This window comes from Caldalkalibacillus thermarum (assembly GCF_014644735.1).
Lineage (GTDB): Bacteria > Bacillota > Bacilli > Caldalkalibacillales > Caldalkalibacillaceae > Caldalkalibacillus > Caldalkalibacillus thermarum.
Map to the genome: position 1 here is coordinate 53,450 of NZ_BMKZ01000005.1, position 24,245 is coordinate 77,694.

Consider the following 24,245-nt stretch of genomic DNA (forward strand, 5'->3'; position numbering starts at 1 on the left):
AGGAGTGAGAATATGCTGGCTTCGCAAACGAGATGGGAGGTTGCCTCTTGCCCTCTGGAGCAGGCCAGGCAACTTCAAAGGGAATTGGGACTCACCTCCCTAGTGGCTAAAGTGTTGACCGCCAGAGGATGGGACGCGGAACAGGCACGTCAGTTATTGGATATTGACAAGCAAACCTTTTATGACCCCTACCGGATGGACGGCATGGCGGAGGCGGTGGAACGCATTAAGGACGCTGTGCGAAACAATGATAAAATCCGTGTCTATGGGGACTATGACTGCGACGGCATCACCAGCACGGTGATCATGTATAAGACTTTGTCCCAGCTCGGGGCTACAGTGGATTATTATGTTCCCAACCGGTTCAGTGAAGGCTACGGTCTTAACAAAGCTGCAATTGACAAAGCTAAAGCGGAGGGTGTCCGGCTCCTGATCACAGTGGATACCGGCATCACCGGCCGGGAGGAAGTGGCATATGCAATGGCACAGGGCATCGACGTGATCGTCACGGATCACCATCAGCCTCCTCCTGAACTCCCCCAAAGTTTGGCTGTCATCAATCCTAAAAAAGCAGGTTGCCCTTATCCGTTCAAAGACTTGTCCGGAGCCGGCATTGCCCTTAAAGTGGCTCAAGCTTTGCTGGATGATACCCCCCAGGCCTTCCTGGATATTGCGGCCCTTGGCACCATTGCCGATCTGGTCCCCTTAAGGGATGAAAACCGCCTGATTGCCTATCACGGGCTAAATGTGCTCAACCGCACCCGGCACGTTGGGCTGCAAGTGCTAATCGAAAAGGCAGGGTTGGGTGAAGTGTCCATCAATGAACAGCATGTGGGCTTTGTGCTTGGTCCCAGGCTTAATTCGTGCGGCCGGCTCGCCTCAGCTGAGACGGCCGTTCAACTTTTTCTAACGGACGACCGCGCTCAAGCGTCAGCCCTCGTGCAGAACATTGAGGCGTTGAATGCCGAACGCCAGCGTTTGGTTGAGCAGATTGTACAGGAAGCTGTGGACATGATTGAAGGGGAATATCCCCGCGTCAAACCTAAAGCGTTGGTTGTGGCTCAGGAAGGCTGGCATGAAGGGGTGCTGGGGATTGTCGCCTCCAAACTTGTGGAGCGTTATTACAGACCGGCCGTCGTTTTGACCATTGATTCAAACAGCGGCATGGCCAAGGGATCTGCCCGCAGTATTGATGGCTTTGATATTTATCAGGCTTTATTCTCTTGCCGAGAGTGGTTGCCCCATTTTGGAGGGCACCGGCAGGCTTGCGGCTTAAGTCTAGCCGTTGAACATATTCCATACATACGCACCCGTCTGGATCAATTGGCCGAACAATGGTTAACGGAAGAAGATTTGCAGCCAGCAACCCGTGTTGACATTTCTTGCCCGGTGAGTGAATTGACTGTGGAGGCCATCGAACAGCTGCGCAAGCTGGCCCCCTTCGGGGAAGGCAATCCCAAGCCGGTGATCCTGGTGGAAGAGCTGGACATTAAAGATCTGCGCCAGGTCGGTGCAGCTGGCCAGCACTTAAAATGTTTGTTCCAGCAGGAAGACATCCCGTTAGAGGCCATTGGCTTTGGCTGGGGAGAAGTTGTGCATCACATCTGCCCGGCAGCTAAGGTCAGCCTTGTCGGGGAGCCGGCCATAAATGAGTGGAATGGGGAGCGCAAGCCGCAAATCTTGATTGCTGATCTTCAAGTTCGCGAACGGCAGTATTTTGACTGGAGAAGCAAAAAAAGGCTGGCTGAACAGATCAACCTTTTGCCGGCTGACAAGACAGTGGCGGTGTGTTATTTCCGGGAAGCACAGCCAGAAGGCCCCCTTGAAGGTGTATTGCATATTTCCATTGGTCAAGACGGCCAGGTTGGACAGCCTGACCTTCTGGACCGTCCGGACGCGGTGGTCTTGTATGACCTGCCCCGTACCCGGCAGCAACTGCACCGCTTGTGCCGCCAGCTCAAAGATGTGGGGCGGATTTATATGATGTTCCGCCATGATGACAGCCATTTTTTCTCCACCCTGCCCACACGGGAGCATTTTAAGTGGTATTACGCCTTCTTGCGCCAGAAGGGTCCCTTTGATCTGCAGGCCTGGGGGCCAGAGCTGGCCAGACGCAAAGGGTGGACCATGGATGCCTTGCAATTTATGACAGAGGTGTTTTTGGAACTGCAATTTGCTACAATAAAGGAAGGCAAAATACACCTTGTTCCCAGTCCCAGAAAGAAAGATTTAACTGAGTCGCCCTGTTACCGGAAAAGACAGGAAGAAATCCAGCTGGAACAATTGCTTGTTTATTCACCGTACCAGGAACTTATCCGCTACTTATCCCACCATATTGACGGTCACGAGGCCAATTTGGACAGAGGTAAGGAGGAAGAAGTATATGGATTTTAAATCAAAAATCAGAGTGATTGAGGATTTCCCCCAGCCCGGTATCCGCTTCAAAGATATTACCACCCTGTTAAAAGATGGCCAGGCCTATCAGGCAGCCATTGACAAGCTGGCTGAATACGCTGAATCAAAAGGGGCTGATCTGGTCGTCGGACCGGAAGCCAGAGGCTTTGTTATCGGCGCACCCATTGCCTATAAATTGGGCAAAGGGTTTGTACCGGTGCGCAAAGCGGGCAAGCTGCCTGCCGAGACCGTTCAAGCCGAGTATGATCTGGAATATGGCCAAGATGCCCTGGCCATACATAAAGACGCCATAAGGCAAGGTCAAAAAGTGCTGGTGGCCGATGACCTGTTGGCTACAGGCGGCACGATTTCCACCACCATCAACCTTGTTGAACAACTGGGTGGGAAAGTGGTCGGCTGTGTTTTTTTGATCGAGCTGACCTATCTCAATGGCCGGAAAAAATTAGAGCCTGAATATCATGTTTTTTCCCTTGTCCAGTACTAGCAATCCGCACAGGCGATCATTCAAAAAGCGAGAGATCAAGTTGCCAAAACTTACATCGTCCCCGTGACTAGAGCGGGGGCGATGTTTCTCTTTACAATTTCAGCCGTTTCAGAGATAATAATGGGAAAAACGAGTGTGGGAAAAATGTCCCAAGCTTGACAAAGGTGATTGGGATGACCATAGAAGAACTGATGACCAAGGTAAAAACATATCTTTCTCCCGACGATGTCCAGTTTATTGAACGGGCCTATCAATTTGCCCGGGACGCTCATGAAGGGCAATACCGGCTGTCGGGAGAAGAATATATTAATCATCCGGTAGAGGTGGCCGGCATTCTGGCTAATTTGCAACTGGATGCTGTTACCATTGCTGCTGCTCTTTTGCATGATGTGATTGAAGATACGACGGCAACCGTGGAAGAGTTGGAAGAGCAGTTCGGGGAAGAAGTGGCACTGTTAGTGAATGGTGTCACAAAGTTAAAACGCATTAAGTATAAATCCCAAGAGGAACAACAGGCTGAAAATCACCGGCGCATGTTTGTGGCCATGGCTAAAGATTTGCGCGTCATTCTGATCAAATTGGCGGACCGCTTGCACAACATGCGCACCCTTAAGTATATGCCGGAGGAGAAGCGGCGTAAAAAAGCGGAAGAAACATTGGAGATCTTTGCACCTTTGGCACACCGCTTGGGGATCTCGACGATCAAGTGGGAATTGGAAGATATATCCTTAAGGTATTTGAATCCGCAGCAATACTACCGTATTGTTCACCTGATGAAACAAAAGCGGGCCGAACGGGAGCAGCATATCCAGAAGGTCATTGAGATTATTCGCCAGAAGATTGAGGAAGTGGGTATCAAAGCCGAGATCTCGGGGCGTCCCAAACATATTTACAGCATCTATCGCAAGATGCAAGAGCAGAAAAAAGCTTTTAACGAAATCTACGATTTAATGGCCATCCGCATCATCGTTGAGACGGTGCGGGATTGTTATGCTGTGCTGGGCATTATCCATACCTGTTGGAAACCGTTGCCCGGCCGCTTTAAAGATTATATTGCCATGCCCAAGCCCAATATGTATCAGTCCTTGCATACCACAGTCATGAGTTACAAGGGGCAGCCTCTGGAGGTCCAAATCCGGACCCATGAGATGCACCGCACTGCCGAATACGGAATTGCTGCCCACTGGGCCTATAAAGAAGGGAAGAACTTAAAAGAGACTTCCCCTTCCGCCCTGGACGAAAAACTGACCTGGTTCAGGGAAGTGTTGGAAAGCCAGCAAGATGCCCAGGATGCCCGTGAATTTATGGAATCCTTGAAAATGGATCTCTTTTCTGATGTGGTCTTTGTGTTTACCCCAAAGGGGATGTGATTGAGCTGCCGGCCGGATCGGTGCCGTTAGACTTTGCCTACCGTATTCATACTGAAGTGGGGAACCGCTGCGTGGGGGCAAAAGTGAACGGAAAAATTGTTCCTCTTGATCATGAGCTGAAAACAGGCGATATTGTAGAAATTTTAACCTCCAAGCACAGCTATGGGCCCAGCAGGGATTGGCTGAAAATCGCTAAATCTTCCACCGCAAAAAGCAAAATTAAACAATTTTTCAAAAAAGAGAAGCGGGAAGAAAGTATTGCCAAAGGCAAAGAACTGGTTGAAAATGAAATTACCAAGCAAGGTTTTGACCTCAAACAGGTGCTGACCGAGGAAAATGTGGACCAGGTGGCCAAGAAATTTAACTTTAAGGGGCAGGAAGATATGTATGCTGCTGTGGGCTACGGCGGCATTACCGCCAGTCAGATTGCTACCCGCCTGACTGAAAAACTGCGCCGCGAGCAGCAACTGGAAAAACCAGTAGAACTGCCTGAAGTCCCGCAGGACAAAAGACGTAAAAAATTTGCCCACGGGGTGAGAGTGAAGGGCGTTGATAACCTGCTGATCCGCCTGTCACGCTGTTGCAATCCGGTTCCGGGCGATGAGATTATCGGTTTTATCACCAAGGGACGTGGTGTTTCCGTTCACCGCCAAGACTGCCCCAATGTCCAGCGTGAAGAAGTAAAGGAACGTCTGTTGCCCGTAGAGTGGGAAGGTGAACCTGACTACAGCTATAATGTAGACATTGAGATTACCGCCTTAGACAGGCGGGGGCTTTTGAACGAAGTATTGCAGGTGGTCAATGAAAGCAAAACCAATATTATTGCTGTCTCAGGCCGGACGGACCGCAACCGGATGGCTTCCATCTCTATGACGCTGGCCATTTCCAACATAGATCATCTGCATAAAGTGGTGGAACGGATTAAACAAATCCGGGACATTTTCTCGGTACAGCGCGTGACCCAATAACCATGAACAAGGGTGATCAGCCGTGAGAGTGGTTGTGCAACGCAGCAAACAAGCCAAAGTGACGGTCAATGGACACATCACTGGCCAGATTGAGCATGGCTTTGTGGTGCTAGTAGGTGTCACCCATGAGGATACATCCCAGGATGCAGCCTACCTGGCCGAAAAGGTGGCCCATTTACGTGTCTTTGAAGATGAAACAGGTAAAATGAACCGTTCTTTGTTGGATGTGGGTGGACAAGTTTTGTCCGTGTCCCAGTTCACCCTGTATGGGGATTGCCGCAAGGGCAGGCGGCCAAACTTCATGCAAGCGGCCAAACCTGAGCAGGCCAAAGCACTGTACGAAAAGTTTAATCAGGACTTGCAGGAAAAAGGCGTGCACGTGGAAACGGGAGAATTCGGGGCCATGATGAAGGTGGAGCTGGTTAATGACGGCCCGGTGACCTTGATCATCGACAGCCAGGAGCGTTAACACCAGTCTCCGTTTTCTCTATGGAGGTTGTTGCTGATTGAGGCTCTGTACCGCCCTGTTCCCTGTCTGAGCTTTAAAATGTGGAGGTTTGGCAACACTAGATACCAAACGACTGAAGGCGAGGAACAGGGAATGAGGCGCAAACTGAAAGAGACAATGAGTCAGCAAGCCATGGCCCGCAGAATGGGCGTTGATTTTCGTGACCAGCTGGACAAAGAAACGACGATACAAGACATGGAAATTGCCCGGGAATTCAATCAGCGTGTCATCCAGATCCGTCAAGCGAAAAGACTTTAATAGACCGGTCACAGCAGGTCTTGACAATGCTTTGAAGGATGCAGTAAGATTAAAAAACAATTATGACAATCGTAAACGGATCCGATGACAGGAAGAGTAGACAAGCAGCGCCTAGACAGAGAGGAAGCACCGTGGCTGAAAGTGCTTCTCTAGTGCCGCGCTTGTTGAAAGACATCCTGTAGGACCGCTATTGAAAGAGAGGCTCGAGTAAATAGCGGCGTGACCCGCGTTAAGGGTAAAGTGGGTAAATGGCCCAAAGCCATTTACCAATGAGGGTGGTACCACGGGTGTAAACAACTCGTCCCTGATCTTGAATCGGGGGCGGGTTTTTTGCTATATATCCATCCATCAGGCCTGATACATATTTGTTTTGCGCCATTATAACCAATACAGGTTTAAACTTAAAAAAGGAGGAGCAAGGATGACCATTCGAATCCCGCGCGGAACGGCTGATATCCTGCCCGGGGAAGTGGAAAAATGGCACTATATCGAGAACAAGATCCGTGACCTTTGCCGTCGCTTTAATTATGCCGAAATCCGCACCCCCATTTTTGAGCATACCGAACTTTTTCAGCGTGGTGTAGGGGAAACGACCGATATTGTTGAGAAAGAGATGTACACCTTTATTGACAAAGGGGACCGCAGCATCACCTTGCGTCCGGAAGGAACGGCAGCGGTGGTGCGCGCCTATGTGGAGCATAAGCTTTATGCTGATCCCAAACAGCCGGTCAAGCTGTATTATGTTGGCCCCATGTTCCGCTATGAGCGTCCACAGGCGGGACGCATGCGCCAGTTTACCCAGTTTGGCATCGAAGCAATCGGTTCCAAAGATCCGCTGCTTGATGCCGAAGTGATTGCCATGGCCATGCAGTTTTACGCTGAATTGGGCTTAACTGGCTTGCGCCTGGAATTAAACAGCGTGGGCTGCCAGAACTGCCGGCCCAAGCACAGGGAGGCCCTGGTCGCCTTTTTGGAAGAAGTGAAGGAAGAGCTGGGACCGGAAGACCGTTCCCGCTTGGAGCGCAATCCGCTCAGGGTCTTGGACAGCAAAGATCCAAAAACACAGGAATTGACGAAGGATGCGCCTTCTATCCTGGACTATTTATGTGAGGATTGCCGGCCCCATTTTGAGGCGGTACAACGTTACCTAGATGAGCTCAACATTCCTTATGTGATTAATCCACGCCTGGTTCGTGGTTTGGACTATTATACCCAGACCGCTTTTGAAATAATGGTGGAGGGGATCGGGGCCATTGGCACCATCTGTGGCGGCGGCCGGTATAATGGCTTGGTCGCTGAAATCGGGGGCCAGGATAAGCCCGGAATCGGTTTTGCTTTAAGTATCGAGCGTTTGCTCTTGGCTTTGGAAAAACAGGGTATTGAGCTGCCTGTTACTGACGGGCTGGACTGTTTTGTCGTCACGCTGGGTGAAGCGGCCAAACGGCAAGGCTTCAAACTTGTTCACCAGTGGCGGAAAGCAGGCTTAAAAGTGGAACAGGATTTCCTTGACCGCGGATTAAAGGGTCAGTTGAAGTCTGCTGACCGCTATCAAGCCAAATATGCGGCCATTGTAGGAGAAGATGAATTGGCTAAAGGGGTTGTGGTGCTGAAAAATCTGGCTACAGGAGAACAGCAGGAATATGCCTATGCCGAAGCAGAAGCATTTCTACTCAAACAGTGTGAACAGGGGGTTGGTGTATAATGCGTTTCAAACGTACCCATGGATGCGGAACGCTCACCAAAGCCCACATCGGGCAAGAGGTACATTTATCAGGTTGGGTCAATAAGCGGCGTGACTTGGGAGGTTTGATCTTTATTGATCTAAGGGACCGGTCCGGTATTGTCCAAATTGTGTTTGATCCTCAACATCAAGAAGCGTTCGCTACAGCTGAAAAGGTGCGCAGCGAATATGTTTTGGCTGTGAAAGGGCGTGTGGTGGCCAGGGATGAAGCAACCATCAACCGTAAACTCCCCACCGGAGAAATTGAAGTGTACGCCGAAGAGGTGGAAGTGATTAATCCTGCCAAAACACCTCCCTTCACCTTGGAAGATAAACTGGATGTGGACGAAGCCGTCCGGCTCAAGTACCGCTATTTGGATTTGCGCCGTCCTGCCATGCAGCGGGTGTTTAAATTGCGCCATCAGGCGGCCAAAGCCATCCGCAATTTTTTAGATGAGCACGGGTTTCTGGAAATTGAAACACCAATGCTGACCAAGAGCACTCCAGAGGGGGCCCGGGACTATCTTGTGCCCAGCAGGGTACATCCTGGCGAGTTTTTTGCCTTGCCCCAGTCTCCGCAGATTTTCAAACAACTGTTAATGGTGGCTGGTTTTGAGCGTTATTATCAAATTGTACGCTGCTTCCGGGATGAGGATTTGCGGGCGGACCGGCAGCCTGAATTTACCCAGGTGGACATTGAGACCTCCTTTATGTCTGCCCAGGACTTGCAAACTTTAATGGAGGAAATGATTGCCCGTCTGCTTAAAGAAACGATCGGGGTGGAAGTTGCTCTGCCCTTCGAGCGGCTTACTTACGAGGAAGCGATCAGCCGCTTCGGCTCTGACAAACCGGATTTGCGCTTCGGCCTGGAACTGAAAGACGTTTCCGAAACGGTTAAAAACAGCAGTTTCAAGGTGTTTAGCCAAACGGTGAAAAACGGGGGCCAGGTGAAAGGGATTAATGCCAAAGGATGTGCCGCATTTAGCCGCAAGAAAATTGATGAGCTGACCGAGTATGTGGGCCGCTATGGGGCCAAAGGCTTAGCCTGGTTTGCTTTAAAAGAGGGAGAAATGAGAGGTCCGATCGCCAAGTTTTTTACCCCAGAAGAACTGGAAGGGATCAAACAGGTCCTGGAAGCAGAAGAAGGCGACCTGCTCCTGTTCGTTGCTGACCAAAAGCAGTTGGTGGCGGAAGCGCTCGGAGCTTTGCGTCTTAAGCTGGGTAAAGAATTGGGCCTCATTAACAAAGAGGAATATAAGTTTTGCTGGGTAACTGACTTTCCGCTCGTGGAATACGATGAAGAACAAGGGCGTTATGTGGCCTTGCACCATCCCTTTACCATGCCAAGGGAAGAGGATTTGGAGCTGTTTGACACCAATCCGGAAGCGATGCGGGCCCAGGCCTATGACATGGTGCTAAACGGCTATGAAATTGGTGGCGGCAGCATGCGCATCTATCAACGGGAAGTGCAGGAAAAAATGTTTGCCCTTTTGGGCTTCTCCGCTGAAGAAGCAAAAGAGAAGTTTGGCTTCTTGATGGAAGCTTTTGAATATGGCACACCTCCCCACGGTGGAATTGCCTTTGGCTTTGACCGGATTGTGATGCTGTTGGCAGGTGTCAGCAATTTGCGCGAAACCATTGCCTTTCCAAAAACGGCCAGTGCCAGCTGCCTGATGACCGGCGCACCTTCTGCCGTTGATGAGAAACAATTAGAGGAGCTGGCTTTAGCTGTTACCACCAAGCTAAAGGTGTAACTTTCCTGCCACAAAGCAATTGCATTCGCCGTTAAGCTGTGTTATCATAATGACAGACAGCAGAGAGTCCTGAGTTGTACGTGGTTTACGGAAGTTTTGAGCCAACACCAACACAAAGGGAGTCCGGAGTCTTCTTGTGGAGCATAAGCCTCTATCTGGAGAGGACATGTGAAGCAAGGAGCAGGACACCCACCTGCCGAGACAGGGATTCAAAACCATGTAAATCACGGCAAATTTGGGACTCTTTTTTCTTCCTACTTTAAACAGTAAGGGTTGTTCGTCGGAAACGATGAACAACCCTTACTGTTTTGTTTCGCTTTGATTGGCTTGCGGGGTTGATTAAACAGTCGGGGTGTCTGGCAAACATGCGCTGCTAAAAGCGGGGGTATCTGTCAAACAATAAGCAAATATGTTACCATTAGATAAGAAATTGACAGAATGTTAGCATATATTGAATGTGAAAGAGGAGTGGGGAAAAAGGTGAGACCAGAACAAAGCGTGATAGATGTGCAGCGGGTGGATTGGAGACGGAATGGCCGGACCATATTGGATGACATTTCATGGCAGGTGAAAAGAGGAGAGCATTGGGCTATTGTCGGTTTGAATGGTTCCGGTAAAACCTCCTTGCTCAATTTAATCTGTGCTTATGAGTGGCCAAGCCAAGGGGAGATACATGTGCTTGGCCAGCGTTTAGGTAAGGCAGACATTCACTGTCTGCGCCGGTCGATTGGCTGGGTCAGCCCGGCTTTGGCCGAACGTTACCGTGCCTATGAACACTTGCCAGCAGAGGACATCGTGTTGAGCGGAAAATTTGCCTCCATCGGATTATGGCAACAGGTTGACCAAGATGACGTGGAACAAGCCCGTTATTATCTGTCGTTATTCCACGTGGAGCACAAAGCCCGCCAACCGTTCGGTTCACTCTCCAGTGGTGAACAACAAAAAGTTTTGTTAGCCCGGGCCTGGATGACTGCGCCGGATTTAATTATCTTGGATGAGCCGTGTTCCGGTTTGGACTTGCGGGCCAGGGAAGCGTTGTTAGCCAGTCTGGATCAGCTGGCTGCACAAGAGAATGGTCCCACACTGCTGTATGTGACTCATCACATTGAAGAAATTATGCCTTGCTTTAGCCATGCTCTCCTTTTAAAAGAAGGTCGCATTGTGGCCGCTGGAAAAAAAGAAGAGGTTTTAAACCCGTCCATGCTTGCAGAAGCGTTTGGGCTCAGCCTCGATGTGGCTTGGAAGCATGGCCGGGCCTGGATCAGTGTGAACAAGCCTCTTAGTTATTCTTCACCTTGATGTTGTGACTCAAGGGAGCGCCAGTATTTCAGGCGCTCTTTAATTGTGCGTTCATATCCGTGATCTGTTGGTGAGTAAAAGCTGCGCCCTGTGAGTGAATCGGGCAGATATTGCTGCTTGACGTAGCCGCCTTTGAAGTTGTGGGGATATTTGTATCCTTGGCCATGGCCCAGTTTGTGGGCTCCTTTATAGTGGCTGTCCCTGAGATGAAGGGGGACCTGGCCGTTTTTTTCTTTTTCCACCGCCTCTAAGGCACTATCGATTCCTTTGATCACCGCATTGCTTTTAGGCGCAGTGGCAATGTAGATGGTGGCTTCGGCCAAAGGGATGCGTGCTTCTGGCATGCCCAAAAAATCTACAGCGTAGGCGGCAGCATGGGCGATTTGTAACGCTCTGGGATCAGCCATCCCCACATCTTCCGCAGCATGCACATACAGTCTGCGGGCAATGAACCGGGGGTCTTCACCAGCATAAATCATGCGGGCCAGCCAGTACAGGGCGGCATCAGGATCAGAGCCGCGCAAGCTTTTGATAAAGGCCGAAATCACGTCATAGTGCTGGTCACCGTTTTTGTCATATTGCACCATGCGCTGCTGGATCGATTCCTGGGCGACTTCTAGATCAATCACGATGCGTCCCTGTTCATCGGGCGGGGTGGTCAGGGCGGCCAGTTCCAGCGCATTTAAGGCATTGCGGGCATCTCCGTTGGCCACATTGACAATATGATCAAGGGCTTCGGGCGTCAAAATGATGTCCTGTTCGCCCAGCCCCCGCTCTTTGTCCTCAAGCGCCCGGCGGATAATCTCCCGGATGTGATGGTCTTCCAAGGGATGGAGGCGGAAGATTCGGGAGCGGGACAGTAAGGCCCCGTTAATTTCAAACATGGGATTTTCAGTCGTAGCCCCGATCAGGATGATGGTGCCTTCTTCAATAAAAGGGAGCAAGGCATCTTGTTGGGATTTATTAAAATGATGAATCTCATCAATAAACAGAACCGTGCGGATCTGGTGCATTTTTAACCGGTCTTTGGCTTCATTAATCAACTTGCGCACTTCGGCCACTCCGGAAGTGACCGCATTCACCTGTTCAAAATGGGCTTGTGTGGTGTTGGCGATCACTTTGGCTAAGGTGGTTTTGCCGGTGCCCGGAGGACCGTAAAAAATCATGGGCGTGAGCCGGTCAGCTTCAATGGCCCGGCGCAGCAGTTTGCCTTTGCCGATAATGTGTTCCTGCCCCACCATATCGTCAAGGGTCCGGGGCCTCATCCGGCTGGCCAAAGGCTCCGATACACGATGTTGTGCGTGACCGAAATCAAATAAGTCCATTGTTGTCCCATCCTTTCTACACTCATCTTAACTTAAATACAGGATGTGGTACAATAGAAAGAAAAACAATTGAAAACCAAAAGGGAATACAGACCATGCACACAGCACGGTTTCGTGCTATAATACAACGGAAAAGAGCGTCAGAGTATAGAGAGAAGGGTTGTACGTGAGAGGAGAACAGAGGCGGAGCGCAAGCAGCGTATGGGTGATACGCTGGCTTATTTTTATGTTGGGCCTGATGGTCATGTCCTTCGGTATTGTACTGATGATCAGGGCGGACATGGGCAACGCCCCCTGGGATGTTTTTCATATTGGGCTGTATTACCAATTTGGTCTGACGATCGGCTTATGGTCCATTCTGGTCGGTATCGCCATTATTGCCCTCACCTGGCTGTTGACCCGCACTAAACCCCAGGCCGGCACGGTGATCAACATGCTGCTGGTCGGGGTGTTTATCGACTTATTTTTATTGCTTCCCTGGTTGAAGACGCCTGGCCATTGGGGAGGACAACTGGTCATGCTGCTGGTTGGCATTGTTGTGATGGGTTACGGGATCGGCTTGTATATTGCTCCGCGCTGTGGAGCTGGACCGAGAGACGGGCTGATGATCGCCATTAGCGAAAAGACCGGCTGGAAAGTACAGTGGGTACGCACAGGGATGGAGATGGTGGTACTCATCGCGGGTTGGCTATTGGGGGGGCCTGTCTTTGTGGGCACGCTGCTGTTTTCGCTGTTGATCGGCCCAATCGTTGGTTTTACATTGCCACAGTGCCAGACAGTGGTTGATAAATTGATCGGAGGTGTCTCTGTTGAAAATCTCAACAAAAGGCCAATACGGGCTAACCATCATGATGGAGTTAGCCAATAATTATGGCAAAGGCCCCATCTCGCTGCGAAAAATAGCGGAAATCCATGATTTGTCGGAACACTACCTGGAACAATTGATCTCCCCGTTGCGCAATGCTGGTCTGGTGAAAAGCATCCGCGGCGCCTACGGAGGCTATGTCCTGGCAAAAAAACCCAGGGAGATTACGGCTGGTGACGTGATCCGGGTATTGGAAGGGCCCATCAACCCAGTGGAGTTTGAAGAAGAAAAAGACCCGGCCAAGCGGGACCTGTGGCGGCGCATCCGGGACAGCATTTCAGAGGTATTGGACTCAACAACATTAGAGGATTTGATCAACTATAAGGATGAGGGCGAAGAGAGCTATATGTTCTATATTTAAACCAAATTATCCAGTTAAGATTAGGAGGGGCATACCATGCGCCGTATCTATGTAGATCATGCAGCAACCACACCTGTTCACCCCCGGGTAATTGAAGCCATGCTGCCCTATATGGACAAGCAGTTTGGCAATCCCTCCAGCATTCATGTTTTCGGACGGGAAACAAAAGCGGCTGTGGAAGAGGCCCGGCGCACCATTGCCCGCTTGCTTGGGGCTGAGGCGAAACAGATTACTTTTACCAGCGGCGGAACAGAAGCAGATAACATGGCCATTCTCGGTGTTGCCTTTGCTGCTAGAGAAAAAGGGAATCATGTGATTACTTCTCAGATAGAGCATCATGCTGTGCTGCATGCTTGTCAATATTTAGAATCCCAAGGATTTGCAGTGACTTATCTTCCCGTTGATGAAAACGGCCGTGTACGCCCTGATGATGTGCGGGAGGCACTGCGGGAAGATACCATCTTAGTCAGTGTGATGTATGCCAACAATGAAACAGGGGCCGTGCAGCCGGTGGAAGAGATCGGGGCGCTTGTACGGGAGAAAGGAATCCTTTTTCATACCGATGCGGTACAAGCTTTGGGCATGCTCTCCTTTGACGTGTCGACCCTCCCGGTTGATCTGGTTTCCTTTTCCGGACACAAGATCAACGGGCCCAAAGGAAGCGGCTGTTTGTATGTCCGCGAGACGGTCAAGTTGCACCCCCTTCTGTACGGCGGGGCCCAGGAGCGCAACCGCCGGGCAGGAACGGAAAATGTGCCAGGCATTATTGGTTTCGCTGAAGCCTTAAAGTTGGCCCAGCAGGATATAGAGGCAAAAAGGGAGAAATATGCCGGGCTTCGCCAGCGTTTTTTAGATATCCTAAGGGCAGAACAAGTGGTGTTTCAAATCAATGGCGATTTAGACCATTGTTTGCCACATATTGTTAATCTCAGTTTTGCTGGTGTTAAAGCAGATGCGTTGTTAATGAACCTGGATTTGGAAGGCATTGCTGCTTCAAGCGGTTCGGCCTGCACAGCTGGCTCGTTGCAGCCTTCCCACGTCATTTTGGCCATGTACGGTGATGAGGAACGGGCGGGAAGCGCCATTCGCTTCAGCTTCGGGCTGGGCAACACGCTGGAACAAATCGAAGAGGTGGCTTATAAAACAGCGAGGATCATTAAACGGTTGCAGGCTTAATTACCTGCTCATTGGCCTAGCCTACTTCAATAAGGAAGGGAGTGTAAGATCATGCTGAAAGATCACTTGCCAGACATTGACCCGGCACGCCTGACAAAACCGCCGGAAGAGACCCGTGTGGTGGTGGGCATGTCGGGGGGCGTCGATTCATCGGTTACTGCCTTGCTGTTAAAAGAACAAGGGTTTGATGTGATTGGGGTTTTTATGAAAAATTGGGACGACACAGATGAAAACGGGGTCTGCACCGCCACGGAGGATTATCATGACGTGGTCGCCGTTTGCCATCAGTTGGGCATTCCCTTTTACTCCGTTAATTTTGAGCGGGAATACTGGGACCGTGTCTTTACCTACTTCCTTGATGAATATAAAGCGGGACGTACGCCTAATCCCGATGTCATGTGCAACAAAGAGATTAAGTTTCAAGCGTTTTTGGATCATGCCCTGTCCTTGGGGGCTGACTTTGTGGCGACAGGCCATTATGCCAAGGTGGATCTGAAGGATGGTTACCACCGTTTGCTGCGCGGGAAGGACCCGGGCAAAGACCAAACTTACTTCCTTAATCAGCTGAACCAAGCCCAATTGTCCAAGGTCTTATTCCCCATCGGCCATTTGCATAAGCAACAAGTGCGGCAAATCGCTGAAGAGGCCGGTCTGCCCAATGCCAAGAAAAAAGACAGCACAGGCATTTGTTTTATCGGTGAGCGGAACTTTAAAGCGTTTCTAAGCAATTATCTCCCGGCCCAGCCGGGTGAAATCCGCCAAAAATCAACCGGTGAGTTGAAAGGCAAACATGACGGCTTAATGTACTACACCATTGGCCAGCGCCAGGGACTGGGCATCGGTGGTCCGGGAGGCCCGTGGTTTGTGGTGGATAAAGATCTTGGGCGGAACATTTTGTATGTGGAAGCAGGGGAAGACAATCCTTATCTGTATTTTGAAGGGCTGGAAGCTTCCCAACTGAATTGGATCAAAGGGAACCCACCCGGACAGCGCTTCACCTGCACAGCCAAATTCCGCTACCGGCAGCCCGATAAGCCATGCACCGTGGAAGTGTTGGACGGCGGGCGCTGCCGGGTCATGTTTGACGAGCCCCAGAGAGCGATTACACCCGGCCAGGCAGTGGTGTTTTACCATGGTGAAGAATGTTTGGGTGGGGCAATTATCGATGTGGCTATTCAGGATGAGAAACGTATCCAGCAGGCCCTTGTCCAAGTCTAGAGTTGTCTTAAAAGGAGTCGTTATTATGGACGTGATTCAACCTTCCCTGTTTGATGAAAGCCGTCCTTACATCAAGGGCAAGCTAAAGTATGAGATTTTCCATAACACGGACAACCTGTACACCGTCAGTAAAATCAAAATAGTTGAGGCAACTGAGGATATTGATGACAAAGAAATGACGGTAGTAGGCTACTATCCTTCTCTCTTGGAAGGGGAACTGTACACCTTTTGGGGACAGGTGAAGGAACATCCCCGTTTTGGACGGCAGTACCAGGTTGATTATTTTCGCAAAGAACTTCCCCAGGGGCGGGAAGGTGTGATCCAGTATTTATCCAGTGATCTTTTTCCCGGTATAGGAGAAAAAACAGCCACCCGCATTGTGGATACGCTGGGGGAGAAGGCGATTACGCTGATTTTGGAAAATCCGGATGTTTTGCAGCAAGTGCCCCGCTTAAGCGAAGAGCAGCGCCAGCTGATGTATCGCAGGTTGTTGGAGTATCAGGGATTGGAACAGATTATGGTCAAATTGGGTGAATATGGCATAGGATTGTCCCTGTCCATTCAGATTTATCAAACCTATGCTGAGCGGGCGATGCAAGTGTTGGAGGATAATCCCTACCAGCTGATTGAGGATATCGAGGGCATTGGTTTCAAACGGGCCGACGCCATCGCCCGGGCCATGGGCATCCGTTATGATGCACCAGAACGGATCCGGGCTGCCTGCCATTATTTTTTATGGGAGCAGGCGGAGCAGAATGGCCACGTTTATTATCCCCTTGAGCTGGTGATTCCCGGGGTTCAAAAGTGGCTGAACAAGCAAGGGGAAATGGAGAGCGGGGAACAAGAGATTGACCAGGGAAGGATTGAACAGCAACTTTTGGAATTGGCCGAAGAGGGGAAGCTTATTTTGGAGGATGACCGTTTGTATCTGCCTTCTCTGTTCTTTGCCGAAAAAGGGTTTGCCAAGAAAGTTAAGCAGCTGGTCAAAAGACGGGTAGAGCTGCCAGTTTCTCATGACCAATTTTTACGTGCCTTGGGAGAATTGGAAGATAGGCTTGGTATCCAGTATGCGGAGAGCCAGAAACAAGCCATTGAACAAGCTTTGCACAGTTCACTCATGATTTTAACGGGAGGGCCAGGGACTGGAAAAACCACCGTGATTAAAGGGATTGTGGAGCTCTTTGCAGCGATTTACGACTTGCCCCTTGATCCTAACGTTTATGCCCAAAGGGAGGAGCCGTTTCCCTTCTTGCTCGTGGCCCCGACTGGCAGGGCCGCTAAACGGATGGAGGAATCCACTGGACTGCCTGCCTTTACCATTCACCGCTTGCTGGGCTGGAAAGGGGGACAGGAGTTTGATTATTCGGAAGACCGACCCCTGGAAGGAAAATTGCTTATCGTTGATGAAACGTCCATGATGGATCAGTGGCTCGCTAACCAACTGTTCCGGGCTCTGCCGGACGATATTCACGTCATTTTGGTGGGGGATCAGGATCAGCTGCCCTCAGTTGGTCCGGGACAGGTGCTGCGCGATTTGTTGGATAGCGGTCAAATTCCTGTAGTGGAACTGAAGGATGTCTTCCGCCAGGCGCAGGATTCGTCCATCATTAGCCTGGCCCATCAAATTAAAAACGGCCGCTTGCAGGAGGATATAACCCAGCCCAAGCCTGACCGGCGCTTTTTTCCCTGCTCCAGCGATCAGGTGGTGGATGTGGTCTCGCGGGTGTGCCAATCCGCTTTAAACAAAGGATATACACCCAAAGACATTCAGGTCTTGGCGCCCATGTACAGGGGGAAAGCCGGGATCGATGCTTTGAACGAAGCGTTACAGCAAACGTTTAACCCACCAGCAGAGCACAAGAGGGAATTAAAGGTAAAGGATCACATTTTCCGTGTGGGAGACAAAGTGCTCCAGCTGGTTAACAACTTGGAGCAACACGTTTTTAACGGGGATATCGGGGAAGTGACCGCTATCCTTTTGGCACAGGAGACGAAAGAGCAGGAAGACCAATTGGTGGTGGCTTTTGAACATAAAGAAGTGCGTTACAAGAAGAGTGAACTCCATCAGTTGACCCTGGCCTATTGCTGCTCCATTCACAAATCCCAAGGCAGTGAATACCCCATCGTGGTTGTTCCTGTTGTGAAATCGTACCAGCGGATGTTAAGGCGCAATTTGTTGTACACCGCCATCACCAGGGGAAAAGAATATTTGATTCTGTGCGGCGAAAAAGACGCATTTGATGCGGCTATTGACCGGGAGGAGGCAGCGATCCGCTATACCCACTTAAAAGAAACACTTCAGGAGTGGCTGGCTGGCAATCACTCCTAGTCATGTTTAAGGGCCAAAAGCCGCAAACTAAAAACGTACGGAAAGGGGGCTTTTCCGTGCGTCGCGCATGTGATGTGATTGGTTCTGTCGTGATGAACATTACTTCGGGTGAGAATCTGGGCCGGGTGGCCGACTTGGTCTTTGACCGGGAAGGACGCCTGCAGGGACTGGTCCTGGAAAAGCAATCCTGGTTTGGCAAACCGCCATTTTTACCTGTATCACACATCCGCAGTATCGGTGAAGACCTGGTGACGGTGGCCCAACCCCTTCCTGAAACACCTAGCACACTTCACGACAAATGGTTTTTGTTTCAGCAAGGTCAACCCAGCATGTTGGGTACTCCCGTTGTAACAGCCAACGGGAAACAATTAGGGGTTCTGGAAGATGTATACTTTGATGAACAATTGGGCACCATAGTAGGGTACGAATTATCGGACGGCTTCTTTAGTGACATGCTGGAGGGACGCCATATGATCCGGCAGCCAGCTAAATTTTTGTTCGGCAAAGATGCCTTTGTCGTACAGATGTCCCCTGATGACATGTCGCAACAGTAATTGACAGAGGCCGCTCTGTGGGAGGATGTGTCATGCAGTCTGTCTTTTGTCCCAATTGCAAAGGAAAAGATATTGGCAAAATTGCCACCAGCCAGTATTACTGCTGGGATTGCTTCATTGAATTTGCCGTTGTCAATGGCAAGTACGATGTGTTTCAAATCGAAGAAGACGGTTCACTCAGCTCGCTTAATGATCTGTTTGAAGACGATGATTTAGTCCATTCCGTCTAACGGGGGAATGGATAGAGAGGGGGATTGTCATGAGACGCGGAATGCTGACCTCTCTGTTAACCATGGGGGGGCTCGTCCTGGCTATGAGGCAATGGATGAGAATGAGATCCCGCCCAAGGGGACTAAGACGAATCATGACTTTTGTACAAGAAATGATAAGAGAGATGAACCGTTACATGAATCAAACCATCAGAATGATGAGACGCCGAGCGCGGATTTAACGCTTCCTTTTCCGTCAATTCGCCCTTTTCCGTAGGGAAAAGGGCTTTCCATCATGCAGGAATGAATAACGGTCTGGTGGCTCGGCACAGACTAAGCATAATCACAGAGCAAAGGAGAAGGTGATGAGAACGTTTCTGTCGCTATCCGGTTTGATTGGTTCCAGCGTGATTGTGCTTAGCTTAATCTCCATCTATCTGCTGATTTTGATCACACCCTACTTAAGCCCAGTCTTTCATTTGCTGGCTACGGTGTTGATCCCCCTCATTTTGGCTGTCATTGTCGCCTATTTGTTACACCCCTTTGTGGAAATGTTGATGAGATTAAAAGTGAAACGTTCACTGGCCATTCTCTTGGTTTATACGCTCTTTTTCGGAGGAATGCTCCTGGCGTGCTGGCTTCTGTTTCCCTTGTTTGTCGGTCAAATCCGGGGCCTGATGGCCCAGCTGCCTGCCGTCCAAGAACAGCTGATTGAGTGGTACCACCGTTTTGACAACCGGATTGAGCAGCTTCCCGGCGGTCTGCACGGAGCGGTCGACGACGTCATACACAATTTTGAACAACACATACGCCAGTGGGTGGAAGAAACGTTGCTCTCCCTTACGGATACCCTGGGAAATTTTTTTATGTTCCTCGTGGTTCCATTTTTTGCTTTTTACCTGTTGAATGACATTGAGGGCATACAAAAACGGTTGCTCTTATTAATCCCCAGATCAAAGAGGAAAATGGTGTTTCGTATGTGGCGGAACATTGATAACTCCTTAGGGGAATACATCCGCGGCCAACTGATTGTCAGTTTATTGGTCGGGTTATTGGCTGTGATCGGTTACTACGCCATCGGGTTGCCGTATGCTCTGTTTTTAGGAACAGTGGTGGGTGTGTTCAACATTATCCCCTTTTTTGGTCCCATTATAGGTGCGGTACCCAGCAGTTTTGTTGCACTGGTGACTGATCCGGGCCTCATTTTATGGGTCATTGTGATTAATATCATCATACAAATATTGGAAGGTAATATGATCAATCCATATATTGTGGGCAAGCGGCTGCACATTCACCCCATGTTGATTATCCTGGCCTTATTGGTCGGAGCTGAAGTGGGGGGGATTATCGGGCTTCTGTTTGCTGTCCCTGTTTTTGTGATGATCAGGGTCATTGTGGTCAATATTGTGCTCCATATCCGGCGCTACCGGTCCCAAGAGCGGATCAAAGAAGAAATGGGCTAAATAAAGGGGAAAAGAGAGCAGCGATCAAACGCTCAGCCGTTGACAACTCCCCTGGCCACTGGGTATAATGTCCACAAACAAATGATGGACAAGACGATGACGGAACGAAGTAGGTTAAGTTCCCCATACAGAGAGAAAGCTCCAGTGGCGCTCCTTGTTAGACTTCAGGCTGGGGTGCCCAGGTTGAGAGAGCTTTTATGAGCGGAATTAACCGAAAGCCATTCCAGAGTGCAGCTAATCCCTGCCGGCCGGACCGTTACCCCGTGGAGTGATACAAGAAGAGCTTTAACCAAGAGCGCTGCTCGTGCTGTGCAAAAGGGCTTTTCTTGTATAAGCAGGGTGGTACCGCGCAAGAGTTTCTCTTTCGTCCCTGATCAGAGCGATCGGATGAAAGAGTTTTTTTATTTCGATGAGATACAACTGATACAGAGAAGGAGGAACCAGCGTGAAACCTTTATCTTCTGCTGAAATCAGAGAGATGTTTCTTGATTTTTTTAAGGAAAAAGGGCACCGCGTTGAGCCCAGTGCGTCCCTGATTCCCCACGACGACCCGTCGCTGTTGTGGATCAACTCAGGCGTGGCCACTTTAAAAAAATATTTTGACGGCAGGGTCATTCCTGACAATCCGCGCATTGTCAATTGTCAAAAATCGATCCGCACCAATGATATAGAAAATGTGGGTAAGACGGCCCGCCACCACACCTTTTTTGAGATGCTGGGGAACTTTTCCATCGGCGACTACTTTAAAAAAGAGGCGATTCACTGGGCCTGGGAGTTCCTGACCGACCCCCGCTGGATCGGCTTGGATCCAGAGAGACTGTCTGTGACGATTCACCCGGAAGATGATGAGGCCTTTGAAATCTGGCATAAAGAAATTGGGTTGCCAGAAGAGCGCATTATCAGGCTGGAAGATAACTTCTGGGATATTGGGGAAGGCCCCTGCGGCCCCAACACAGAAATCTTCTATGACCGCGGGGAAGCTTACGGCAACGACCCGGACGATCCTGAGCTGTATCCTGGCGGCGAAAACGAGCGTTATCTGGAAATTTGGAATCTGGTCTTTTCCCAGTACAATCACAATCCTGACGGTTCCTATACCCCGTTGCCGAAGAAAAATATTGACACAGGCATGGGCTTGGAACGGATGGCCTCTGTCTTGCAAGATGTACCCACCAACTTTGACACCGATCTGTTCCAGCCCATTATTCAGAAGACGGCTCAGATGTCTGGAAAACCTTACGGAGAAAATAAAGAAGATGACGTTGCTTTTAAAGTGATTGCCGACCACGTGCGTACCGTGGCCTTCGCCATCGGAGACGGGGCTTTGCCTTCCAACGAAGGAAGGGGCTATGTCATCCGCCGCTTGTTAAGACGGGCGGTCCGCTATGGAAAAGAGTTGGGCATCAACGAGCCGTTCTTGTATCAATTGACTCCGGTGGTGGGCGAGATCATGGGCTCCTTCTATCCGGAAGTTGTGGACAAACGGGAGTTTATCGCCAGTGTGGTTAAAACAGAGGAAGAGCGTTTCCATGAAACGTTGCATGAAGGCTTGTCCATTTTGAGCGGCATGATTAAGGAGTTGAAAGCCAAAGGCGAAAACCGTCTTTCAGGCCAGCAAGCGTTTACCTTATATGACACCTACGGTTTCCCCCTTGATTTAACCGAGGATTTTGCCGGGGAGCAAGGAATTGAAGTAGACCGGGAAGGCTTTGAACGGGAAATGGAAACCCAGCGTGAGCGGGCACGGGCTGCAAGGCAAGATGTGGACAGCATGCAGGTGCAAGGAGGTGTACTAGGTGATTTTAAAGAAAAAAGTGAGTTTGTCGGTTATGACCAACTCAGAACCCAAGCCAAAGTGCTTGCGTTGATTGTGGATGACCAGTTTGTCGACATTGTTCCCAGCGGTCAAAGCTGCCAGATTATCCTGGATCAAACCCCCTTTTATGCTGAAAGCGGGGGACAGGTGGCTGACCAAGGGGTGTTGACGGCAGACGGCCTTGAAGTCCGGATTAAGGATGTCCAAAAAGGCCCGGGCGGTCAACATGTCCATCAGGGGCAAGTGGTGAAAGGGACTCTCACTAAAGGAAGCGTGGTGACAGCTGAGATTGACGAAAAGAAGCGGGCGGCGATCGTCAAAAACCATACAGCCACGCACTTGCTGCACCAGGCCTTAAAAGATGTGCTTGGTGAGCATGTGAATCAGGCTGGTTCTTTGGTGGCACCGGACCGCTTGCGCTTCGACTTCTCCCATTTCAGTGCTTTAAGCGATGAGGAGTTGCACAAGATTGAAACCTTGGTCAACCAGTGCATCTGGCAACATCTTCCTGTTGAAACCATGTACCGCTCATTAGAGGAAGCCAAAGCGATGGGCGCTATGGCCCTGTTCGGCGAAAAGTATGGGGAAACGGTACGTGTAGTTAAAGTGGGTGATTACAGCCTGGAACTGTGCGGCGGCTGCCATGTCAAGAACACCGCAGAAATTGGCCTGTTTAAAATTGTGTCCGAAAGCGGCATTGGAGCTGGCACACGCCGGATTGAAGCTGTTACAGGGCAGTATGCCTATCAACATCTCAACCATTATCAAGAGCTGTTGAAAAAAGCTGCAGCCATGTTAAAAACGAAAGCAGACAGCGTTCCAGACCGGATCAACGCCTTGCACGGCCAATTAAAAGAATTACAACGGGAAAATGAAGCCCTTAAAGGTAAACTGGCCAAAATAGAAGCTTCCCGCTTGTTGGATCAGGTTCAAGAGGTGGATGGCGTGCCTGTGCTGGCCGCCAAGGTGTCAGCGACCGACATGGATGACTTGCGCACCCGGGTGGACAACCTGAAACAAAAGCTGGGTTCTGCCGTCATTGTGCTGGGAGCCAATGTAAACGGTAAAGCCATGGTTGTCACCGGAGTGACCAAAGATCTGGTCAAGAAGGGGTATCATGCTGGGCAATTGATTAAGAAAGTGGCCTCGATCTGTGGCGGTGGTGGCGGTGGCCGTCCGGATATGGCCCAAGCCGGGGGCAAGGATCCCCATAAATTGGACGAGGCTTTAAAAACTGTGCCGGAACTGGTTAAAACTGTTTTACAAAGCTAGGTTTTAGAGTACAATAGGAAGTAAGTCAGACCGTTGTGCGGATGATGCTGGAAGAAATGGGGGATCAACATGAGCTCCATGGATCACACAATGAAATTTAACGTCAAAGGAGAAAAGGTCGAGGTTGACCCTAAGGAAGTACTGCTAGCCGTCTACAACTCCCTTGAAGAGAAAGGTTACCATCCCATCAATCAGATTGTGGGGTATCTCCTGTCTGGAGACCCCGCTTATATTCCCAGACATAACAATGCCCGCAGTCTGATTCGTAAAGTGGAACGGGATGAATTGATCGAAGAGCTCGTCCGGGCCTATGTGGAACGTTACCGGGAAGAGTCAAAACGCTAGAAGGAAAATGCAGTGTGCTTGTAAGTCATTAATGGCTGTTCGCCGTGAGTAAGGAGCAGATGTTGTGCGCATCATGGGTTTGGATGTAGGGCAAAAAACGATCGGAGTAAGTGTCAGTGATGAGCTGGGTTGGACGGCTCAGGGAATTGAGGTGATTAAGCGGACTGACTTGCAACGTGACCTGGCCCGGTTGGAAGAGCTGATCGCCGAATATCAAGTGGGTCAAATTATTGTTGGACTCCCCAAGAATATGGATGGCACCATCGGTGAAACAGGCACGCGCTGCCAAGCTTTTGCTCAAGTGTTGCGCGAGAAAACGGGTTTGCCGGTCGAGATGTGGGACGAACGCCTGTCTACCAAGTCAGCTGAACGCATTCTTCTTTCCGCGGACATGAGCCGTAAAAAACGAAAGCAAGTGATTGACAAAATGGCGGCTGTGATTATGTTACAAAGTTATCTGGATGCAAAGACTAGAAGCAGGTGAAGCATTTGTCCCGGCTTCCACCCCAGTCTTGTTGAAGCCGGGGTGAATAGAC

General features: G+C 50.2%; 20 protein-coding genes, 1 other RNA gene, 1 pseudogene and 1 other annotated feature. Of the genes and pseudogenes, 21 read left to right on the forward strand and 1 reads right to left on the reverse strand.

Annotation, left to right across the window (positions count from 1 at the left end; all coding sequences use genetic code 11):
* The first annotated feature begins 12 nt into the window (after nucleotides 1-12).
* The 9 genes and pseudogenes from recJ to IEW48_RS03365 all read left to right on the forward strand — a co-directional run bounded on the left by recJ (nucleotide 13) and on the right by IEW48_RS03365 (nucleotide 10,776).
* Entirely contained in the window at nucleotides 13-2,394 is a 2,382-nt protein-coding gene (recJ, locus tag IEW48_RS03325; protein ID WP_188622566.1) for a single-stranded-DNA-specific exonuclease RecJ, read from the forward strand.
* A complete protein-coding gene (locus IEW48_RS03330) occupies nucleotides 2,384-2,899 on the forward strand; it encodes an adenine phosphoribosyltransferase (RefSeq protein WP_188622567.1) in 516 nt (171 codons plus the stop codon). The genes recJ and IEW48_RS03330 overlap by 11 nt, the downstream gene beginning before the upstream one ends.
* A 173-nt stretch (nucleotides 2,900-3,072) precedes the next feature.
* Nucleotides 3,073-5,237 (forward strand): annotated as a pseudogene (locus IEW48_RS03335) (RelA/SpoT family protein).
* Nucleotides 5,238-5,259: 22 nt separating this feature from the next.
* Nucleotides 5,260-5,706: a D-aminoacyl-tRNA deacylase gene (gene dtd, locus IEW48_RS03340; protein ID WP_188622568.1), complete on the forward strand. Its 447-nt coding sequence runs from the start codon at nucleotides 5,260-5,262 to the stop codon at nucleotides 5,704-5,706.
* A gap of 132 nt (nucleotides 5,707-5,838) precedes the next feature.
* Nucleotides 5,839-6,003, forward strand: a complete 165-nt coding sequence (locus IEW48_RS03345) for a hypothetical protein (protein ID WP_188622569.1) — start codon at nucleotides 5,839-5,841, stop codon at nucleotides 6,001-6,003.
* 75 nt (nucleotides 6,004-6,078) lie between these two features.
* Nucleotides 6,079-6,312: a binding site (T-box leader), on the forward strand.
* A gap of 112 nt (nucleotides 6,313-6,424) precedes the next feature.
* Nucleotides 6,425-7,705, forward strand: coding sequence for a histidine--tRNA ligase (gene hisS / locus IEW48_RS03350; protein ID WP_188622570.1), 1,281 nt, complete (start codon nucleotides 6,425-6,427; stop codon nucleotides 7,703-7,705).
* On the forward strand, nucleotides 7,705-9,477 hold the full coding sequence (gene aspS / locus IEW48_RS03355) for an aspartate--tRNA ligase (RefSeq protein WP_188622571.1): 1,773 nt from the start codon (nucleotides 7,705-7,707) through the stop codon (nucleotides 9,475-9,477). The genes hisS and aspS overlap by 1 nt, the downstream gene beginning before the upstream one ends.
* Before the next feature lie 63 nt (nucleotides 9,478-9,540).
* Nucleotides 9,541-9,723: non-coding RNA, 6S RNA (gene ssrS, locus IEW48_RS03360), on the forward strand.
* Nucleotides 9,724-9,957: 234 nt separating this feature from the next.
* A complete protein-coding gene (locus tag IEW48_RS03365; RefSeq protein WP_188622572.1) occupies nucleotides 9,958-10,776 on the forward strand; it encodes an ABC transporter ATP-binding protein in 819 nt (272 codons plus the stop codon).
* Here IEW48_RS03365 and IEW48_RS03370 read toward each other — a convergent pair.
* Nucleotides 10,761-12,101: an AAA family ATPase gene (locus IEW48_RS03370; protein ID WP_188622573.1), complete on the reverse strand. Its 1,341-nt coding sequence runs from the start codon at nucleotides 12,099-12,101 to the stop codon at nucleotides 10,761-10,763. The genes IEW48_RS03365 and IEW48_RS03370 overlap by 16 nt on opposite strands.
* A gap of 166 nt (nucleotides 12,102-12,267) precedes the next feature.
* Between IEW48_RS03370 and IEW48_RS03375 the strand changes: the two genes are divergently transcribed.
* From IEW48_RS03375 to ruvX, 12 genes are all read left to right on the forward strand, one after another.
* On the forward strand, nucleotides 12,268-12,969 hold the full coding sequence (locus IEW48_RS03375) for a YczE/YyaS/YitT family protein (RefSeq protein ID WP_229703919.1): 702 nt from the start codon (nucleotides 12,268-12,270) through the stop codon (nucleotides 12,967-12,969).
* The gene (gene cymR, locus IEW48_RS03380) at nucleotides 12,911-13,327 is read left to right on the forward strand and encodes a cysteine metabolism transcriptional regulator CymR (protein ID WP_188622574.1); all 417 of its coding nucleotides are present in this window, start codon (nucleotides 12,911-12,913) and stop codon (nucleotides 13,325-13,327) included. Before IEW48_RS03375 ends, cymR begins: the two co-directional genes overlap by 59 nt.
* Before the next feature lie 36 nt (nucleotides 13,328-13,363).
* Nucleotides 13,364-14,503, forward strand: coding sequence for a cysteine desulfurase family protein (locus IEW48_RS03385; RefSeq protein ID WP_188622575.1), 1,140 nt, complete (start codon nucleotides 13,364-13,366; stop codon nucleotides 14,501-14,503).
* Between the two features lie 90 nt (nucleotides 14,504-14,593).
* Complete coding sequence (gene mnmA / locus IEW48_RS03390) at nucleotides 14,594-15,721, forward strand: tRNA 2-thiouridine(34) synthase MnmA (RefSeq protein ID WP_042684541.1); 1,128 nt, start codon at nucleotides 14,594-14,596, stop codon at nucleotides 15,719-15,721.
* Between the two features lie 25 nt (nucleotides 15,722-15,746).
* Complete coding sequence (recD2, locus tag IEW48_RS03395; RefSeq protein ID WP_007503600.1) at nucleotides 15,747-18,050, forward strand: SF1B family DNA helicase RecD2; 2,304 nt, start codon at nucleotides 15,747-15,749, stop codon at nucleotides 18,048-18,050.
* A gap of 56 nt (nucleotides 18,051-18,106) precedes the next feature.
* Nucleotides 18,107-18,604 carry a PRC-barrel domain-containing protein gene (locus IEW48_RS03400; RefSeq protein ID WP_007503598.1) on the forward strand — a complete coding sequence of 166 codons (498 nt, stop codon included), beginning with the start codon at nucleotides 18,107-18,109 and terminating at the stop codon, nucleotides 18,602-18,604.
* Between the two features lie 32 nt (nucleotides 18,605-18,636).
* Nucleotides 18,637-18,834, forward strand: coding sequence for a YrzR-like zinc ribbon domain (locus IEW48_RS03405; RefSeq protein WP_188622576.1), 198 nt, complete (start codon nucleotides 18,637-18,639; stop codon nucleotides 18,832-18,834).
* Between the two features lie 29 nt (nucleotides 18,835-18,863).
* Entirely contained in the window at nucleotides 18,864-19,055 is a 192-nt protein-coding gene (locus IEW48_RS03410) for a hypothetical protein (protein WP_007503593.1), read from the forward strand.
* 123 nt (nucleotides 19,056-19,178) lie between these two features.
* On the forward strand, nucleotides 19,179-20,276 hold the full coding sequence (locus IEW48_RS03415) for an AI-2E family transporter (protein ID WP_188622577.1): 1,098 nt from the start codon (nucleotides 19,179-19,181) through the stop codon (nucleotides 20,274-20,276).
* Between the two features lie 445 nt (nucleotides 20,277-20,721).
* The gene (gene alaS / locus IEW48_RS03420) at nucleotides 20,722-23,364 is read left to right on the forward strand and encodes an alanine--tRNA ligase (RefSeq protein ID WP_188622578.1); all 2,643 of its coding nucleotides are present in this window, start codon (nucleotides 20,722-20,724) and stop codon (nucleotides 23,362-23,364) included.
* A gap of 69 nt (nucleotides 23,365-23,433) precedes the next feature.
* Nucleotides 23,434-23,709: an IreB family regulatory phosphoprotein gene (locus IEW48_RS03425; RefSeq protein ID WP_188622579.1), complete on the forward strand. Its 276-nt coding sequence runs from the start codon at nucleotides 23,434-23,436 to the stop codon at nucleotides 23,707-23,709.
* 64 nt (nucleotides 23,710-23,773) lie between these two features.
* Nucleotides 23,774-24,193 (forward strand): Holliday junction resolvase RuvX, encoded by a 420-nt coding sequence (gene ruvX, locus IEW48_RS03430; RefSeq protein WP_007503586.1) that lies wholly within the window; start codon nucleotides 23,774-23,776, stop codon nucleotides 24,191-24,193.
* Nucleotides 24,194-24,245: the final 52 nt, after the last annotated feature.

Excerpts from the sequence above, each read along its gene's own strand:
- recJ (WP_188622566.1), top strand. The coding sequence starts at position 13 with ATGCTGGCTTCGCAAACGAGATGGGAGGTTGCCTCTTGCCCTCTGGAG.
- IEW48_RS03330 (WP_188622567.1), top strand. The coding sequence starts at position 2,384 with ATGGATTTTAAATCAAAAATCAGAGTGATTGAGGATTTCCCCCAGCCC.
- IEW48_RS03345 (WP_188622569.1), top strand. The coding sequence starts at position 5,839 with ATGAGGCGCAAACTGAAAGAGACAATGAGTCAGCAAGCCATGGCCCGC.
- hisS (WP_188622570.1), top strand. The coding sequence starts at position 6,425 with ATGACCATTCGAATCCCGCGCGGAACGGCTGATATCCTGCCCGGGGAA.
- aspS (WP_188622571.1), top strand. The coding sequence starts at position 7,705 with ATGCGTTTCAAACGTACCCATGGATGCGGAACGCTCACCAAAGCCCAC.
- IEW48_RS03370 (WP_188622573.1), bottom strand. The coding sequence starts at position 12,101 with ATGGACTTATTTGATTTCGGTCACGCACAACATCGTGTATCGGAGCCT.
- IEW48_RS03385 (WP_188622575.1), top strand. The coding sequence starts at position 13,364 with ATGCGCCGTATCTATGTAGATCATGCAGCAACCACACCTGTTCACCCC.
- recD2 (WP_007503600.1), top strand. The coding sequence starts at position 15,747 with ATGGACGTGATTCAACCTTCCCTGTTTGATGAAAGCCGTCCTTACATC.
- IEW48_RS03405 (WP_188622576.1), top strand. The coding sequence starts at position 18,637 with ATGCAGTCTGTCTTTTGTCCCAATTGCAAAGGAAAAGATATTGGCAAA.
- IEW48_RS03410 (WP_007503593.1), top strand. The coding sequence starts at position 18,864 with ATGAGACGCGGAATGCTGACCTCTCTGTTAACCATGGGGGGGCTCGTC.
- IEW48_RS03415 (WP_188622577.1), top strand. The coding sequence starts at position 19,179 with ATGAGAACGTTTCTGTCGCTATCCGGTTTGATTGGTTCCAGCGTGATT.
- IEW48_RS03425 (WP_188622579.1), top strand. The coding sequence starts at position 23,434 with ATGAGCTCCATGGATCACACAATGAAATTTAACGTCAAAGGAGAAAAG.